20 protein-coding genes are annotated in these 16220 nt (G+C 69.8%); 5 read left to right on the top strand and 15 right to left on the bottom strand.

The features are described 5' to 3' along the window. Positions 1-10 precede the first annotated feature (10 nt). Positions 11-1261: a glycosyltransferase gene (locus W7S_RS18560; RefSeq protein ID WP_008259121.1), complete on the top strand. Its 1251-nt coding sequence runs from the start codon at positions 11-13 to the stop codon at positions 1259-1261. Between the two features lie 15 nt (positions 1262-1276). Here W7S_RS18560 and W7S_RS18555 read toward each other — a convergent pair whose 3' ends face one another. The 4 genes from W7S_RS18555 to W7S_RS18540 form a co-directional block, all read right to left on the bottom strand. After that, positions 1277-1843, bottom strand: a complete 567-nt coding sequence (locus W7S_RS18555) for a MarR family winged helix-turn-helix transcriptional regulator (protein ID WP_008259120.1) — start codon at positions 1841-1843, stop codon at positions 1277-1279. Between the two features lie 136 nt (positions 1844-1979). Beyond that, positions 1980-2312: a DUF3140 domain-containing protein gene (locus W7S_RS18550; RefSeq protein ID WP_008259119.1), complete on the bottom strand. Its 333-nt coding sequence runs from the start codon at positions 2310-2312 to the stop codon at positions 1980-1982. A 20-nt stretch (positions 2313-2332) separates the two neighbouring features. Beyond that, complete coding sequence (locus W7S_RS18545) at positions 2333-2548, bottom strand: DUF2945 domain-containing protein (RefSeq protein WP_008259118.1); 216 nt, start codon at positions 2546-2548, stop codon at positions 2333-2335. Next, positions 2545-2976 (bottom strand): hypothetical protein, encoded by a 432-nt coding sequence (locus W7S_RS18540; RefSeq protein WP_008259117.1) that lies wholly within the window; start codon positions 2974-2976, stop codon positions 2545-2547. The genes W7S_RS18545 and W7S_RS18540 overlap by 4 nt, the downstream gene beginning before the upstream one ends. A gap of 152 nt (positions 2977-3128) precedes the next feature. On the opposite strand from W7S_RS18540, the gene W7S_RS18535 reads away from it, so the two are divergent. Further along, the gene (locus tag W7S_RS18535; protein ID WP_008259116.1) at positions 3129-3350 is read left to right on the top strand and encodes a hypothetical protein; all 222 of its coding nucleotides are present in this window, start codon (positions 3129-3131) and stop codon (positions 3348-3350) included. Here the strand turns inward: W7S_RS18535 and W7S_RS26400 are convergent. The 10 genes from W7S_RS26400 to W7S_RS18485 all read right to left on the bottom strand — a co-directional run bounded on the left by W7S_RS26400 (position 3285) and on the right by W7S_RS18485 (position 11929). Then, positions 3285-3608 (bottom strand): DUF2784 domain-containing protein, encoded by a 324-nt coding sequence (locus W7S_RS26400; RefSeq protein ID WP_369751753.1) that lies wholly within the window; start codon positions 3606-3608, stop codon positions 3285-3287. The genes W7S_RS18535 and W7S_RS26400 overlap by 66 nt on opposite strands. Positions 3609-3735: 127 nt before the next feature. Next, positions 3736-4740 carry a DUF5914 domain-containing protein gene (locus W7S_RS18525; RefSeq protein ID WP_008259114.1) on the bottom strand — a complete coding sequence of 335 codons (1005 nt, stop codon included), beginning with the start codon at positions 4738-4740 and terminating at the stop codon, positions 3736-3738. Next, entirely contained in the window at positions 4737-6272 is a 1536-nt protein-coding gene (locus tag W7S_RS18520; protein WP_014712126.1) for an FAD-dependent oxidoreductase, read from the bottom strand. Before W7S_RS18520 ends, W7S_RS18525 begins: the two co-directional genes overlap by 4 nt. Beyond that, positions 6269-6994 carry a class I SAM-dependent methyltransferase gene (locus tag W7S_RS18515; RefSeq protein WP_014712125.1) on the bottom strand — a complete coding sequence of 242 codons (726 nt, stop codon included), beginning with the start codon at positions 6992-6994 and terminating at the stop codon, positions 6269-6271. The genes W7S_RS18520 and W7S_RS18515 overlap by 4 nt, the downstream gene beginning before the upstream one ends. Beyond that, on the bottom strand, positions 6981-7292 hold the full coding sequence (locus W7S_RS18510) for a lycopene cyclase domain-containing protein (RefSeq protein ID WP_008259111.1): 312 nt from the start codon (positions 7290-7292) through the stop codon (positions 6981-6983). Before W7S_RS18510 ends, W7S_RS18515 begins: the two co-directional genes overlap by 14 nt. After that, complete coding sequence (locus W7S_RS18505) at positions 7289-7612, bottom strand: lycopene cyclase domain-containing protein (protein ID WP_014712124.1); 324 nt, start codon at positions 7610-7612, stop codon at positions 7289-7291. Before W7S_RS18505 ends, W7S_RS18510 begins: the two co-directional genes overlap by 4 nt. Further along, entirely contained in the window at positions 7609-8562 is a 954-nt protein-coding gene (locus W7S_RS18500) for a phytoene/squalene synthase family protein (protein ID WP_014712123.1), read from the bottom strand. The genes W7S_RS18505 and W7S_RS18500 overlap by 4 nt, the downstream gene beginning before the upstream one ends. Continuing rightward, positions 8559-10079, bottom strand: coding sequence for a phytoene desaturase family protein (gene crtI, locus W7S_RS18495; protein WP_041297965.1), 1521 nt, complete (start codon positions 10077-10079; stop codon positions 8559-8561). Before crtI ends, W7S_RS18500 begins: the two co-directional genes overlap by 4 nt. Before the next feature lie 28 nt (positions 10080-10107). Continuing rightward, on the bottom strand, positions 10108-11229 hold the full coding sequence (locus tag W7S_RS18490; RefSeq protein ID WP_176476851.1) for a polyprenyl synthetase family protein: 1122 nt from the start codon (positions 11227-11229) through the stop codon (positions 10108-10110). 268 nt (positions 11230-11497) lie between these two features. Next, positions 11498-11929, bottom strand: coding sequence for an STAS domain-containing protein (locus W7S_RS18485; RefSeq protein WP_014712120.1), 432 nt, complete (start codon positions 11927-11929; stop codon positions 11498-11500). Between the two features lie 329 nt (positions 11930-12258). Between W7S_RS18485 and W7S_RS18480 the strand changes: the two genes are divergently transcribed. The 3 genes from W7S_RS18480 (at position 12259) to W7S_RS18470 (ending at position 14857) form a co-directional block, all read left to right on the top strand. Further along, positions 12259-12999 carry a hypothetical protein gene (locus W7S_RS18480; protein WP_014712119.1) on the top strand — a complete coding sequence of 247 codons (741 nt, stop codon included), beginning with the start codon at positions 12259-12261 and terminating at the stop codon, positions 12997-12999. Positions 13000-13068: 69 nt separating this feature from the next. Continuing rightward, entirely contained in the window at positions 13069-13752 is a 684-nt protein-coding gene (locus tag W7S_RS18475) for a hypothetical protein (protein ID WP_014712118.1), read from the top strand. Between the two features lie 25 nt (positions 13753-13777). Then, complete coding sequence (locus tag W7S_RS18470; RefSeq protein WP_014712117.1) at positions 13778-14857, top strand: NAD-dependent epimerase/dehydratase family protein; 1080 nt, start codon at positions 13778-13780, stop codon at positions 14855-14857. Positions 14858-14861: 4 nt separating this feature from the next. On the opposite strand, the gene W7S_RS18465 is transcribed toward W7S_RS18470, so the two are convergent. Then, positions 14862-16217 carry a TIGR01777 family oxidoreductase gene (locus tag W7S_RS18465; protein WP_014712116.1) on the bottom strand — a complete coding sequence of 452 codons (1356 nt, stop codon included), beginning with the start codon at positions 16215-16217 and terminating at the stop codon, positions 14862-14864. Positions 16218-16220: the final 3 nt, after the last annotated feature.

Raw genomic sequence — 16220 nt, 5'->3', positions numbered from 1 at the left:
TTCGCGCGACGTGGCTGTCATCCTCGCGTACGGCTCGCCGGCACTCGGACATCTGCTGCCGGTCGGCGCCCTGCTGGCCGAACTCGCCCGGCGGGGTCACGACGTTCATGTGCGCACCATGGCGGGCGGCGTCTCGACGATGCGCTCGGTTGGCGTGCACGCCGCGCCCGTCGATCCGCGAATCGAGGCGATTGCCGGGAAGGACTGGCGGGCGCGAAACGCCTTGGAGGTCTTGACCTCGTCGGTCGACGTGCTGTGCCGGCGAGCGGTGTTCGAGGTCGACGACCTGCGTCGGGCCGTGGCCGAGGTTCGGCCGGATGCGGTCATCGTGGACGCGAATTGTTGGGGCGCCTTGTCGGCCGCAGACGCCGGGGAGATTCCGTGGTCGCTGTTTTCGCCGTTCACCCCGTACCTGCGCTCCCGGGGCGTGCCGCCGTTCGGTCCCGGGCTGCGGCCCCTGCCGGGCGTCGTCGGTGACCTGCGGGACGCCACGGTACGCCCGATCGTGAGGTACCTGTTCGACCGGCCAATGCTGCCGCGCGTCAACGCAATTCGCGTGCAGCTGGCGGTGCCACCGGTAACGTCGGTGGACGGCTTCATGCGCCGCGCGCCGCTGCTGCTGGCCGTCGGAGGCGAGCCTTTCGAGTATCGGCATCCGGGATGGCCCGATGTGTTGCACCACATCGGCGCGTGCGTATTCGAGCCGACCGAAACCGTGACAGCGGGTTGGATCGATGACCTCGACCGGCCCGTCGTGCTGGTGAACACGTCGTCGTTGCGGCAGGCCGACGAACCGCTGGGGCGAATCGCCTTGCACGCGCTGGCCGATGAGGACGTGCACGTCGTGGCGACGTTTCCGGCGGGCATACCCACCGATTTGCCGCGCCCCGACAACGCGACGGTATGCCGTTTCGTGCCGCACACCGCCGTCCTGGAGAAGGCCGCCTGCGCGATCACGCATGGCGGAATGGGGACCACACTGAAGGCTCTCGACCGGGGTGTACCGGTCTGCGTCGTTCCCTTCGCCCGCGATCAGGCCGAAGTCGCCCGGCGGGTGGAGGTCGCTCACTGCGGCACCCGGCTGAGGGCGAAAAAACTCACACCGGCGCGGCTGAGAGCGAAGGTGCGTCAGGCAATGACGATGGCGGACGGTGCGCGACGGGTGGCCGCCGGGTTCGCGGCCACCGGAGGTGTGGCCCGCGGAGCGGATCTCATCGAGCAGCGGCTGTTGGGATGCACCGTCGAGCGCCCGGTGCACTAACCGGCCCGGTGCGTCTCAGCGCACGGCGCCGCCGCGGCCTTTCGCCGGGGTGCGCTTCCCCTCGGGGGTGGCGGGCCGTTTGGGAGCCGGTGCGGTGAGCGTGGATTCGAAGGCGGACATCGCCTCGATCATCGCCGTGAAAACCCGATGAGCGGCCGCCAAGTCGCGGTCGGGAAGCTCGGCGAGGGCGGTATGCAGTTCGGCGCCCAACGGCGTGAAAAATGAGCGCGCCAGCGCCATTCCAGGTTTCTCGTAGCGCAGCAGCGTCTTGCGGCGGTCCTGCGGGTCCGGTTCGCGCCGGAGGTGCCCTGCGTCGATCATGCGGTCCACGAGATAGGTGATGGCGGCGGGCGATACGTCCATGCGCCTCCGCAATTGCGCCGCCGTCAAAGGCGTTCCGGCAGTCTCGGCGACCATGATGTGCAGCAGGGCGTGGAAGTCGGTGCCGCTGACCTCGTTTTGCCGCGCGAAGTGCCGGCCGATGCGGTCGGACTGCGCCGTGATCGCGCGCATGTCCGCCGACATCAACTTCTCGAGTTCGGCTCGGTCCATTCGCCGGTCAGCGGCGCCGCGCTTGGTCACTTACCCGCATCCTCTTGCAAGATAGGCCGACCAGCGTTTCGGGACCGCTGCGCGCGGCCCCCGGTCCGGTCGGTGGCCATCAGCCTACGGCACCCCTACCGGATCACCGTGGCTTAGCCGGTGGGTCGAGGCGGTGTCACGACTTCGCGGGGTCGTGACCCCAGTTCATCAACGAGTAGCGCCAGGGGCTCTCGTCGATGTTGCCCTGTGGACGTTGCGCCAGATGGCGCTTGGCGTACCCGACAACCTTGCGCATGTGCGCGTAGTCGGCCTCGGTGAGGTCTTGTCGCTTCGCCGTGAGTATCTCGACGATGCGGCGCCCGCTGGCATGACCGGTCGACTCGCTCTCGCCCTGCTTTTGTCCCACGGCGTTCGACTCTTCTGTGGCGAGCCACTTTTCCAGCTCACCGGCGGTCATGTTCACCGCGTCGTGGAAGCGGGCCCAGGTGGTGTCCTTGTCCTCTGTCATCGGATGACCCTCGACACGAATCAGTCCGCGCGGCGCAGCGCGTCCGGCTTGTGCACCGCATCCGCGCCCGTCTTGTCGCTGCGCACCTTGTACTGCGGCTGGTCCGCGGAGGCGCGCACCGTGCGCCCGGCGGCCTCGGTATCCGAGGTGATCTCGCCCTCGACGGTACCGCGGACCGTCGTGCCGTGGCTTTGCCACTCGACCGCGTCGCCCTTGTCGAATTCTCTGTTGCTCATAGGTTTTCACCATTCGTCGATTCGTCGTTGGGCGACGCGGTGTGGGCGGGGTGACCCGCGGTGCGCCGCTCCTCTTTCATCGCCATCTCGTAGCGGTGGCGCTGTCCGCCGGCGAGTCGCATTCGCACCAGCTGTTCGATCTCCTTGAAGCAGCGGTAGTAGCCGTCGTCGTAGTCTTCGACCACCTGAAAGCTCCAGCGCCCCGGGAGGACGTTGCGCCCGATCAGCTCGCGGCTGATGTGTTGGGCCAGACCGGCGTGCCCGAGTTCGTGCAACCGCGACACCGCCTCGTCGAGTTGGAGGTCGGCATGGCCGGTGAGTTGGTGGAAGGAGTACAGGTGTCCCCGGGCGCGCTCGATGGTTTCCAGCGCCTCGGTGACTTTTCCCACCGCCTGCGTGGCGCCCTCGCCGGTGTTGTCGAAGCTCATGGTGTTCCTTCCCCGTATTCCGCTATGGCATTCCCGCTGAGCAGGGCGCCGAATCGCGGAGACGTTTCATGTATTCAATAGTCAAATGCTTGTGGCTACAGACCGCGGCGTCCTGCGGTTTGAACAGGTGCTCCTCGGGTATGTGATGGCCGATGACCGTGCACGAGACGTCGCAACGCCTGCGGGGCGCCCAGCGCAAAGTGCTGCGCCTGCAACGGCGTGTGTGGCTTGCCGAACTGGCCCTGTGGCCGGCCGCGATCGTGTTCGCGGCGCTGGTGCTGGGCACCGTATGGCTGCTGTGGCGGCGCTCAGCCGTTCACGCCGACGGGCCGCCTCCGGGGATGAAGGATCCGCCGCGCCAGGACGCACCATGAGACGCCGGCCGCGCTGAACGCCAACGCCTGTGCGGCACCAATGCGCCCGGTCGGCACGAAATGACCTGCGACATAACGCTCGATGAAGCCCGCGGTCGGCAGCGGATTCATCCCCGCGCTGCGGCGGGCCCACGATTCCAGGATGGTCAACGGGCAGGGGAGCCTGAGCGTGACGACGGCGATACCCCAACCCACCGCCGGCACGTGCAGCGCCATGGTGCGCGGCCAGCGCAATGCGAGAAAGCCGCCGCTGGGCACGTAGAGCAGGTACGCAAGGTGCGCGCCGACGGTCACTGCGACCGCGACTGCGTAGTGCCTCGTGACGGCCGAGGCGGACTCGGGTGCGGAACTGATCCGACGATTCTTGCATGCGCACCGCTGTGGGTCATCCGCGTGCGGCGCGTACCTGGTAACGACGCTCGGCGTAGGCGAGGTCGTCGCGCCAGAGCCTGCTCGACGCGAAGCGCATGAGCGGCGTGATCAGCGGCGCCACCCGAGATGCCCGCTTGAACCCGGGCCGCCCCGAGTGCGCGATGGTGGCTTCCAGGACGGCAGTGCGGGGGCGGCCATCGGGGCCCAAACCGATTGGGGTGGCATGGGTTTCGACGACGCTGCCCGCCCCCTCCCCGTCCACAATGCGCATCACGATCGTGCGGGCCTCCGGGCAGCTGAACTCCGCGACGACGGGCACCCCCAGGCGTCCCATCCGGAACGTCACGGCCACCAAGAAGCGGTCGGCGTGTTCGGTCGGTGTGGTGAGCACCTCGAGGCGGGTGAACGAGTACGGGTGAAACCAGGCGCCATGCCACGGATCGAGCCGGTTGGCGATGACGTCGATCGGCTCGCAGACGCCCTCCATGCGCGCGACGGCGGCCAGGGTGTCGCCGGTCGGCCGGTCCGGAATCACCGGCAGCTCCAGTGGCGCCTCCCGTCCCACCGCATCGAGCCGCACCCAGACCAGGATGCCGTCGTCGTGACCGGGCAATGGGCTCCAACCGAATTCGCGGGCGCGCCCGTCCAGGGTCAGCCCGTGCCACCGGCACACCAGCGTGCCGCGGTGCACCGTGCCGGTGGCGAGGTCGGCCCCCAGGTGCGGGCAACTGCGCGGTCCCACGCACAGGCGGTGCTGCTCGTCGCGCCAGGCGACGACCTCGACGCCGGCGACGAGCGCGCCGAACGGCCGCCCGCCGACCACCTGCCGGCTGGCGGCGAACGCGTACCAGTTGCCGGTGGGGCGATTTTGTGAGCGGCGCAGCGCGGCGTCGATGATGGCGGGTTGTGCGTCGCGATAGGTCGGGCGCTGATCGGCCCACGACACACGCGGGATCACCTGCAGGGGCCAATCTTTGGGCCACGTCCGCAGGCTTTGCAGCTGGTCGCGGATCTTCATCGCCGGGCGGCTCCCTCGCGGGTGGCAAGCCATCGCAGCAGTGCTGAACGGCCCCGGGTGGGCACCGTGGACAACGGGTGCCCGGCCAGTCCCCAGCGTTTCAGCAGTTGGTTCGCGGCGCACCACCCGGTGGTGGCGGCGCGCTCCATCAGCGCCACCGGCAGGTCGATCCGGATGGCGTCGCCGGCCAACACCAGGCCCGGTGTGGGGGTGATCACCGCGGGGCGGTCCGTATAGGTGCCCGGCGCGAAGAGCGGGCAGTCGCTGCGGTGCAGCAGCCTCTCGTGAACGATCTGTGCCGCCGCCGTTTCCGGGTACACCGCGTGCAGCCGGCGCAGCGCGGCGGCGCGCGATGGCGCCGAATCCAATGCGTAGGAATGCAATTCGACCACCGAACCCCGATGCGCGCACGCCCACGCGCGGGCCTCGCGTTCGTAGCGTTCCAGCACGCTGATGTTGTCCAGCGGCTTGTGCCCGGCCGTGCCCAGAAACGCCGGGCGCCGCGCCGAGACGGGGCGATCGAGCCAGAACCGATGCACCGCGAACGGCGGCGCGGTGCGCAGCCGCGAGATCCGGGCCCGCCAGTCATCGGTGCCAAGGCCACTCGATCCCGCCACGATCCGCTGCAGGCCCGCGACGTCGGTGGCCAGCACCACCGCGTCGACGTCGAGCGGCTCGTCGGAATCGGTGTGCACGCGAAAGCGCCCCGCCGGATCCCCCTCGATGCCCAGGGCGGCGGTGCCGAGCCGAAACCGCGCCCCGCGCCCCTCGAGGTAGCCGCACAACGGCTGCCACAGCGCGCCGTCGTAGTTCGCGCACGGGACGTCGAAGATCAGGCCCTCGGCCGATCCCAGGAAGTAGATGTGGAACATGGTCGCCAACTCGGCCGCGGACAGCTTGGCGGGGTCGGCGAAGAAGCTGCGGGAGAACACCTCGAACGCCAGATGCCGTGCGGCCTCGGGGAATCGGATGTTTTCGAGCAACGCCGCGGCGTCGATGTGGTCGAGGCGCTCGTAGGTGCCCGGCACCGACACGCCGGCCAGCGGCGCGGCGGCGCGGGCATCGATGCGGGTGAAGTCGCGAAGGCGAAAGGTCGGGCTGCGCGCGGCGAAGGCGACGGCGTTCCACGGCGGGGTGCGCGGCAGCCCGCGGAAGCTGTCGCGCCGCCCCGCGCCGTCGATGAGCGGGTAATCCTCGACGGGAGTCAGCATCCGCAATCGCGGGTCGATCCGGGTCAGCAGGGCGCGCAGGTTGTAGTACTGCCGGAAGAACGCGTGGAAGCCGCGGTTCATCGCGAGGTCGACGCCGCCGTCGCGCTCGGTCCAGCCGCCGACCCGACCGCCGAGGTAGGGTTCGCGTTCGATGACCTCGACCGCGACGCCGCGCTCGGCGAGTCCGGTGGCGGCGGCCAGTCCGGCGATCCCGCCGCCGACGACGGCGACCCGGGGCCGCGACGGCAGCGCGCCGGCGTCCGGCAATCCCGTTGGTGCGGGCAATGTTCGGCGGCGACGGTCGGCGGCGTGCGCGGTCATGACGGCGCGTCCGCCAGGAAGGTGTGCACGATGTTGGCTTCCCAGCCGGGCATCGTCTCGCTGTGCACGGCGGTGAAGCCGGCGTCGGCGAGGCGGATCCGGAACCGCGCGGCGCCGTCGAACGCGAGCACGCTGCGCCACAGGTAGCGATAGAGCGCGGTGTCGCGGGTGCGCCACCACCCGGACGGGATGATGATGCCCCAGCAGACCGCGTGCCAGATGCGGGTGGCGGCCCAGGAGTCGCGAACCGAATACTCGTGCACGGCCAGGGTGCCGCCGGGGCGCAACAGCGTGCGGAACTTGCGCAGTTGGTCGTCGCGGTCGGCGACGTTGCGGATCAGGTACGCGGCCAGGATGGCGTCGAAGGGCCCGGTGATCCCGTGCTCCGCCAATTGTTCGACGGGGGTGTGGACGAAGCGCACCGTGGCGGGCCAGTCCTTCGCGCGCGCCGCGTCGAGCATTCCGCGCGACGCGTCCACGGCGACGATGTCGGCGTGCGGCGCGACGGCGAGCAGTGCGGCCGTCGAGGCGCCCGTCCCGCAGCCGGCGTCGAGCAACCGTAAGCCCTTGCCGCGGGCCGGAATCCGCATCCGGCGCGCCGACAGCAGCAGTTGCGCGTGGTAGCCCGGGCTGGCGCCGACCAGCCGGTCGTAGGCCGCGGCACCCGCGTCGAACGCGGCTGCCAGGTCGGCGGGGGCGGGCCCCGCATCACCGACGCGCATGTTGCCGTTCCCACAGCAGCAGCACCGCGGTGACCAACGCGAAGCCGAACAGAAAGTCTTCGACCGGAATGTCGAACGGGAAGCGCAGCCCGCTCAGCTGCCGATCGTCGTAGCTGACGATGGGCGAGCTGAGCTTCGTCAGCCATCCGTCGACCGGGATCTGGAATCCCAGGACGATCACCATCGACAGCCAGTAGGCCGGCCGGCGAAACAGCCCGGTGCGCAGCACCGCCAATTCCAGTGCGCAGACGGCCAATACCGCCAGCACCGCGGGCAGGGTGTAGCCGAGACCGCTCACCGCCGGTGCACCCTTGCCAGGATGGCGCCCACGGCGTTGTAGGTCAGCAGCGCGCATGCCGGAATGACGAGAAAGAACAGCACCTCTTCGATCGGCACCCGAAACGGGATGCTCAGGCCGCTGAGGTACGCGGCGTCGTAGGTCCACACGCGCGCGGCGACGGCGATCTCATCCCAGATCAGGAACACCGCGGCGACCGGCAGCACCGCCTTGAGGAAGCGTCGCCACTGTCGGTAGACGCCGGGGCCCAACGCCTCCAGCGGCGCCGTGATCAGCAGGCATGCGGCCAGGACCACAAGGTATTGCCACCGATCGCTCATGCGGCCCCCGAGTTGAGATCGTCCCGCTCGCCATTTCGCGCCCGCCACGACCGTATCAGTCCCGCACCGGCGACCCGAAGCCGTCGAGCCCGGCCCACGGTGGCCCGGTGGTCGAACACCGCGAACTCGCTTCTTTCGATGCAGTCCAGGATCTCGGCGTACAGGGCGGCCGCGGTTGCCACGCACGGCCGTGAGCGACGCGCCAGCGTGGCGATCCCCGCCGCGGCGAATCGGTAAGTCTGACGCGCGATTTCGTGCTGCGCGGCCAGGGCGCGGCGCACCCGGGGGTCGGTGCAGCGATGCGCATGACACCACGTCAACAGCTCCCGATCCACGCCGTCGGCCGCGAGTTCGTCGGTCGGCAGGTAGACCCGGCCGCGCACCAGATCTTCGTCGACATCGCGCAGGAAGTTGGTGAGCTGGAAGGCCCGGCCCAGCGCCGCGGCATACGGCGCGGCCTCCTCCATCGGCGTCACGGTTCCCAGGATCGGGAGTACCTGCAGCCCAATGGCTTCCGCGGAGCCCCGCATGTAGAGGTTGAGCGCTGCGCGGTCGGGATAGTCGGTGACCGTGAGATCCATCCGCATCGAGTTCAGGAAGTCCTCGAAGAGCCCGGCGCTGATCCGGTAGCGCCGTGCGGTGTGAGTCACCGCCGCCACCAACGGATCGTCGAGGTGGGCGCCGTCGGAGAAGAAGCGCTCGGACAGTTGCTGCAGCCGCCTGCCACGACTGCAAGGGTCCAGCCCCGGATCGAGATCGTCGAGGATGTCGTCGGCGTAGCGGGCGAAGCCGTACAGCGCGTGCACGGGCGGCCGTTGGTCGGGCGCGAGCAGCCGGGTCGCCAGGAAGAAGGTGCGGCCATGGGCGGCATTGAGTTCCCGGCACCGGCGGTATCCCTCGCGCAGCCGAGGATCGTCGATTCCGGCCGCGGCCAATTCGCTGCGCATCATGGCAAACCGGCCTTCGTGTCGAGGACGGCGATGGCCCTCGTGGCGGCTCCGGTGATGCGGTCCGCGGCGAGCCGCCCGGAAATCAGGGTGGTCGGCACGCCGACGCCGGGCACCGTGGAGGAACCGGCGAGCACCGCGTTGTCGATGCCGCGCACCATGTTGGCCGGCCGGAACGGCCCGGTCTGACCGAACGTGTGGGCCAGCGCGAAGGGGCTGCCGGCCGCCATGCCCTGACGGGCCCAGTCGGCGGGTGTGACGACGTCGAGAACCGTTGCGTCCTCCCGCAATCCGGGGAGCAACCGGTCCGCGACGTGTGCGACGAGGCCCTCGGCGTAGGCGGCGCCGGCCCGCGACCAATCGATGGTGCCGCGCTCCAGGTTCGGCGCGGGGGCCAGGACGTAGAGCAGATCGCGGCCCTCGGGAGCCAGCGCCGGGTCGCCGGCCGTCGGGCGGGTCACCAGCAACGACGGATCGGTCATCAGCCGGCCGTCGCGGATGATGTCGGTGAACGTCTGATCCCATGCCTCGCCGAACAGGATGGTGTGGTGGGCCGTGTCGCGAGCGACCGCGGGGCAACCCAGGTGCGCCACCACCGCCGACGGGGAGGCCCGCAACCGCACGGCGCGGCGGGGTGTGCGGCCCAGCAGCGCGTAGGTCTGGGGTAGTTCGGTGGTCAGCACGACCGCGTCGCACGAGATGCGCCCGGCCTGTTCGGTAAGTACGGCCCTGACCCGGCCGCCGGATTGTTCGAGGGCGGTAACGGTTGCGCCGTAACGGAATTCGACGCCGGCGTCGGTGGCCGCCGCGGCCAGCGCGTCGGGCAGCGCGCGCACGCCGCCCCGCGGGAACACCACGCCCGCGATGGTGTCCATGTAGGCGATGACCGCGTAGACCGCCAGGGCATCGCGCGGCGCCACCCCGGCGTACAGCGACTGGAAGGTGAAGATCCGCTGCAGCCGCTCATCGCTGATGTGCCGCTTGACCATGCGATCCCACCTGCGGAAGCCGCCGATCGCCGTCAGCTGCGCCAGCCGCGGCGTGAGCAGCGAGAGCGGGGAATCGAAATTGGCACCGATGAACCCGTCGAATTCGGTGCGGTACAACCTGGTCAGCCAGGTGCGCAGCCGCCGGTAGCCCGCCGCCTGCCCGGAACCGGCGAAGCCGGCGATCGCGTCGGCCATCCGGTCTGCGTCACTGTGCACTTCGAGCGCGCTGCCGTCGGCGAACACGGCGCGGTAAGCGGGATCAACCGGCGACAGCTCCAGCCGGTCGGACGTTGTCTCGCCGACGGCCGCGAAGGTCTCGTCGATGATGTCCGGCATCGTGAGCACCGTTGGCCCGGTGTCGATCCGGTACCCGTCGATGTCGAGGCGCCCGGCCCGCCCGCCCGGCCACGGCTCACGTTCCACCAGGGTGACCGCGCGCCCCCGCCCGGCCAGGTGCAGCGCCGCGGACAGGCCGGCCAGGCCGGCGCCGACCACCACGACGTGATCGGTGCGTCCTTCGATGGTCCGCATGGTCAACGCGCTCCCGACTCGGTACCGGTCATACGGCGCGATCCGTACAAGCCGCCGCCATTTCGGCCAGCGCGATGCGAACGGGCTCCTCGATCGGCAGGTCCCCGAGGTGGGCGCGCGCGGACGCGACGCGGTCGCCGATCATCTCTTCGATCAGCCCCACGGCCCCGGTCCCGATGATCAGCGCCTTCCACCTGTCGATCGCGTCACGCCCGAGGGCTTCACGATTCGCCAGCTCGGTGAGTTCACGGCGGGTCGAGGGATCGGCCAGCTGGTGGGCGGCCACCACGACGCTGGTTGCCTTGCGCTCGAGCAGGTCTATCGCGCCAGGTTTACCCGTTACCGCGGGTGAACCGAAGACGCCGAGCACGTCGTCGCGGAGCTGAAACGCCTCGCCGACGGCGCGGCCGTAGCGGCCCAGTTGGCACAGCGTGTGAGCGCCGCAGCCGGCCATGGCCGCCCCGATCTCCAGGGGTCGGCGCACGGTGTAGTTGCCCGATTTGCGCCGTGCCACATCGAGAACGAATTCCAGCCCGGGCGCCTGCCGCGCGTCGTTGATCAGGTCGGCGAATTGTCCCACGGCAAGCTCGGTGCGCATCGCGTCGTAGCGCGGCCACGCCAATTGCAGCCGCCGGGGATCGATTCCGCTGTCCCGCAGCATTTGTTCGGCCCAGATCAGGCACAGGTCTCCGAGCAGGATGGCCGCGGACTCGCCGAATCGCCGTGAGGGGCCGGGCAATCCGCGTTCCCGGTGCCACCGCCCGAATTGCCGGTGCGCCGACGGGCGGCCGCGCCGCACGTCGGAGCCGTCCATGACGTCGTCTTGCAGCAGCGCGAAGGCGTGCACCAACTCAAAGCTCGCCGCGGCCCGCAACGCCGCGGGGTCGGCCGGCGCGCCGCACAGCCACCCCAGGTACACAAACGTCGACCGCAGGCATTTACCGCCGGAGACGAAGTCGGCCAGGATGTCGCCGACCGCTTCGATGCCCGCCCCGTCCAGGTCGGCGGCGCGTCGCTGCGCGACGAACTCGGCGACCTCGACCAAAACCCTCCGCCGGACCTCCGACCGCCACTCGCCGAAGTCGTCACCGCCCCAGGAGCCCGTCACGGGCGGTGATGCGCCCGCGGGCGAAAACGACAAAGCTCCCATGGTGCCCAAGCGCTCCCTCCCGGACGGCTGGGAATGGCCGGGCCTGCGCTGGCCCGGCACACGCGGTCATACCCGCCGACGAGGCGGGCAAACCACGGCGCGAGCCGCCAGGCCCCGCCCCGCGCCGCCCGGTGGGAGATACCACGTTGTTCAATAACTTAAACATTCACTTGATGAAGGTGATCCGTGTTTGCCGAGTCACGCTGGGCCCGAAACCGAGCACGGAGCCGAAACGCCAACCCGTACGGTGTTTTAACCCCCATTGGGGTCACGACGCGGCGCTGCGGGGGACCCGGCTACGCGGCTGTCGCGGCCGGGCCAACTCGCACACGAAACGCCGCCGCGCCGCAAGGATGTCTTCGATGGTTTGAAATGCCTCCGGTACCGAGTCGGTGGTCGCCAACCCGTTGTCGTGCACGATCCGCAGCAGTGGCCGGATCGCCGTGCCGGTGACCACGCTGCAGTGCACGCGGGCTTTGCGGAGCTCGTCGTTGACGAACAGCAGCGCCCGAAAGCCCTCGACGCTGAGGAAGCGCAGTCGGCTCAAATCGAGGACCACCGGAGTCTTGAGCCGGGCGAAGCCGCGGATGGCTTCGGTGAGGTCTCTCGCATTCGCGGCATCGATCTCGCCGTCGACGCGCACCACCGTGGCGAGGCAGCGCGCATAGACGAACACGTGTGCCCTGGCGAATTGGGCCATGTGGCGGCCGCGTGTGGGATGTTGTTGGTCCGCCGAATCCGCGGAGTGAAGAGCAGCCATTGAAGCGCCTATCGATTGTGGTGAGAAGGGAGTGACCAGTGTTTGCACACCGCTCCCGCTAAAGACGCAGCTGTGAACTCAACCTGACAGCAGCCTAGCGTCGCCGCCGTCGCGCGGTAGCAAAGTTTCGTTTTCTGGACGGTGCGCAACGGCGCCGATGTACCCGGTGGTGAATGCGTGTTTGGCGCCGTAATCGCGGGGTATACGGCGGCCACGTAACAAACGCGACGAATCCCTTGACGGACGGACGCGAGGGGTGGTGCGGCCCAATGGAAAAGCTCGGCCGCCGCTGGTGCCGGTTAGCGCTTGCGCCCGCTGCCATCATGATGCTGATCGGCGCACCGGGATGGGCCGGCGCCGACCCGGGGATCACGGTGTTTCCGGGAATGGAGATTCGTCAGGGCAACACGGTATGCATGCTCGGAATGGTCGAGCCGCGGCTGCGGGTCGCCCTGACCAGCGGGCAATGCGACGGTGGGCAGCCGATGGTGACCGACCGTGACCGCAAGCCGATCGGCGATGTGGTCCTCGGCCGTCGGCAGGTCGACACGGACTCGGCTGCGGACACGTCGATGCTGCCGGTCGAATACGAAGTCATCGCTCTTGCAGGCAATGTCACGGCCTCGGACGTGTTGCCCACGGGCCGGCAATTGCGGTCGACGCCCGGGCTGCGCGCACAGCCGGGCCTGCCCGTGTGTCAGCTGCGCCGCTCGACCGGGCAGCGCTGCGGGCCGGTCGGCACCGTCACCAACGGCCGTTTCGCCATCCCCGACATGGTCGTGGACGGTCGCGACTTCGGCGGCCCGGTCTACGCGCTGACCGACGACAACAAGGCCGTCATCGTGGGGCTCTACGAGGGCATGTGGAGGGCCTCACCCCAGTTCGAGTCGTGGCAGGCGGTCATGGCGCAGGTCTACATCGACAGCCACTCCTACAGCGGGCAACAACAGCTGCCCGCTCTGCGCATGATCAACTGGCGCACCGCCGCTCGCGCTGTGGCGGCGCCGTAGCCGTCCCGTCGTCACCCAGGGACGCCGCGCGGCGTGTTTCCCCCGACACAGAACGGGAATCCGCCGCCGGTGAACGTTTTCGATCTTGTGGCGCTGCCCTTCCAGTGGGGCTCCGCGATCCGGGGCAAACGGATCTTTCATCCCAGCGGGGTGCTGGCGAGGGGCTTCATCGAACGCATCGCCCCGGCGGGTCAGGGCTTGCCGATCCCCTCGTCGGAGATCGTTGCCCGGGTATCCAAGGCCAGCGGCACACCCGGCGCGCTGCCCGACTTCGTCGGCCTGGCTTTCCGGTTGACGCCCCCGGAGCCGGCGGGAAAGCCGTGGGACATCTTGCTCGTGTCCGCCGGGTCGGGGGTGCTGTCCCGGGCGGTGGCGCTGCGGCCGACCGCGTCGTGGAACGGACAGACACTGACCACCCTGATGCCGTTGCACTACCAGAACCACAATTGGTGGCTGCGGGCCCGCACCCCGAGCGACATCGACGGCCTCGGCTTGTCGCTGGCCAACGTCCGCAACCGTCTCGAACGCGGCAATATCGAGATCGCGCTCGACCAAGCCTGCGGCAGAGGGCATTTCACCCCGGTGGGCCACGTGACGCTGATCGCGGTCGTCGACGACGAACAGCATCGCGACGTGTCGTTCGATCCCGTCGTCAACACCGCGCCGGGCCTGAGCCTGCACCCGCGGTGGCTCGCCGACCTGCGCGCCCGCGCGTATCGGCAGAGCCGTGACGGCAGGGATGCCGATGAGTAGCCGGGCATAGGAAAGGGGGTAGCCGGTGCCCAAGCGCATCGTGATCACCGGGGCGAGCGGCAACGTCGGCACCGCCTTACTGCGCCGGCTCACCGCCGACGACTCGGACTATGAGATCGTCGGAATCAGCCGGAGGCGACCGCCTTCGGACGACCTGTACCGGTACGCCCACTGGCACGAGCTGGACCTGGCCGACCCGGGCGTGGAGCTCGAGCTGCTCAAGGTCTTTCGCGGGGCCGCGTGCGTGGTCCATCTGGCGTGGGGTTTCCAGCCCACCCGCAACAGGCGTTATTTGGACGCGGTCGGGGTCAACGGCAGCGCGGCGGTATTGAGCGCGGCACACAACGCGAAAGTGCCGCACCTGCTGCACATGTCGTCGGTGGGGACCTACGCCGCCGGGCGATACGGGCAGAAGGTCGACGAGACCTTCTCGACCGCGGGCATACCATCCTCCGCGTACAGCAGGGCGAAATCCGCGGTGGAGCGCATGCTCGACGGCTACGAGGGGCACAACCCCGACGGGGTCGGAATCACCCGGATGAGGCCCGGTTTCATCCTGCAGCGCGACGCCGCGTTGGGCCTGCGGCGCTACACCCTGCCCGCCTACGTGGGCCCGCGTTGGGTGCGCTGGTTGCCGCTGCTACCGCTGGACCGCTCGCTGAGCGTGTCCATCGTGCACGCCGACGACGTCGCCGACGCGTGCGTCAAGGCGATCGAGCGCCGCGCACTCGGGCCCTTCAACCTGGCCGCCGAACCGCCGGTCGGCCGCGATGACATCGCAAAGGCGTTGCGGGCACGCCCGATTCACGTGCCCTCGCCGCTACTGGGGCTGCTGGTGGCGGCGTCGTGGCGGGCCAGGTTGCAACCCCTCGATCGTGGCTGGCTGGACATGGCGTTTTCGTTGCCGCTGCTGGACACCGACCGCGCGCGTAATGTTCTCGGATGGTCGCCGCGGTGGAGTTCCGAGGCTGCGCTGGCCGACCTGGTCGACGGGTTCTTGCATACCTGGGGAACCCAGAGCCCCGTCCTTCGCGCGCGTTCGTGCGCCGAGGCCATCAGCCGCGACCTGCACGAAGGCCCGCTCACCGTCCGCCGGGTGCCCTAACCGTTCACTGCTCGCGTCCCAACAGGTGACGCAGCGCCTGGGTCAGGTCGGGTTGACGGAACCGGTGCCCGGCCGCGACGAGCTTGCGGGGTGCCACCCGCTGGCTCGCGCAGGCCAGTTCGCGGGCGCCCTGCCCCCCGAGCAGGAGGCGGGGCCCCAGCGACGGCACCGGCAACACGGCCGGCCGATGCAGCACCGCCGCCAGGGTCGACGTGTACTCGGCGTTGCGGACGGGTTGCGGCGCAACGGCATTCACGGGCCCCGACAGCGCCGTGTCCCACAGCGCGCGGTGATACACATCGACCAGGTCGTCGATTCCGATCCAGGACAGCCATTGCCTGCCGTCGCCCAGCCGCCCCCCGAGCCCGGCGGCGAACAGCGGACGCATCAGCCTCAGCGTGCCGCCGCGCGGTGACTGGACGATGCCGGTGCGCACCCGCACCACCCGCAGCCCCGCCTCCTGCGCGGCTGCGGTCGCCTCCTCCCAGTCGGCCACCACGTCGGCCAGGAATCCCTCCCCGCGGTCGCTGTCCTCGGCCAGCGTGTCGTCGCCGCGGTCGTATCCGTAATAGCCAATCGCTGACGCCGAGATCAGCGCGGCGGGCCGGGGATCGGTGCGGGCCAAAAGTTCGGCGAGGCGCCGGGTGGGCCCAATCCTGCTGTCCCGGATGGCATCCCGGTGCTTGTCGGTGAACCGTCCGGCGATGGAGGCGCCCGCCAGATGGATGACCGCGTCGACGCCGGCCAACAGCTGCGGGTCGGGATCCTCGGGGTCCCAAGGCCGTTCGTCGGTGCCGCGTGCGTCGCGCCTGACCAGCCGGATGACCCGGTGCCCGCCGGTGCGCAGAAACGCCGTCAGCGCCGAACCGACCAGCCCCGACGATCCGGTGACGGCGATCGTCGACCGCTTCAGGCCGTTCTCGGCGGCCAACCGGTGGGCGGCCAAGTCGTCGGCCAGCTGGCGGTGCCGGTAGTCGAACATGGGCCGCAACAGCGATCCCGGCACCGCGGTCTCGACCCGGTCGATCACCCGGGTACGGTCATCGCCGATGTCTATGAACTCGTGGGTGTGGCGCCAGCGCAACGCCATTCGCGCCGGAAGCGTGGCCAGGCCGTCACCACCGAGGGCGTCGACGAACCGGCGCGGGGGATCGTAGCCGTCCGGCTGATGCACGGCGACCCAGCGCAGGCCGCCGGGCAGCGCCAGCGTCGCCCGCCCGTCCTCGAGCGAGGATGCCTCGGCGATGAGGCGCATCGGCTGCCACGGCGGCGAGAGGCGGTGGAAGGCACCCGGCCTGGCATGCCAATCGAAGACGTCCGTGATCGGCGCGTGCACCACGCTCGAATAGTCCAGGCCCATGCC

The sequence above is a fragment of the Mycobacterium sp. MOTT36Y genome, assembly GCF_000262165.1.
GTDB lineage: Bacteria > Actinomycetota > Actinomycetes > Mycobacteriales > Mycobacteriaceae > Mycobacterium > Mycobacterium intracellulare.
Note: the sequence above shows the minus strand (reverse complement) of the source record. Positions and strands in the feature narration are given on the sequence as shown.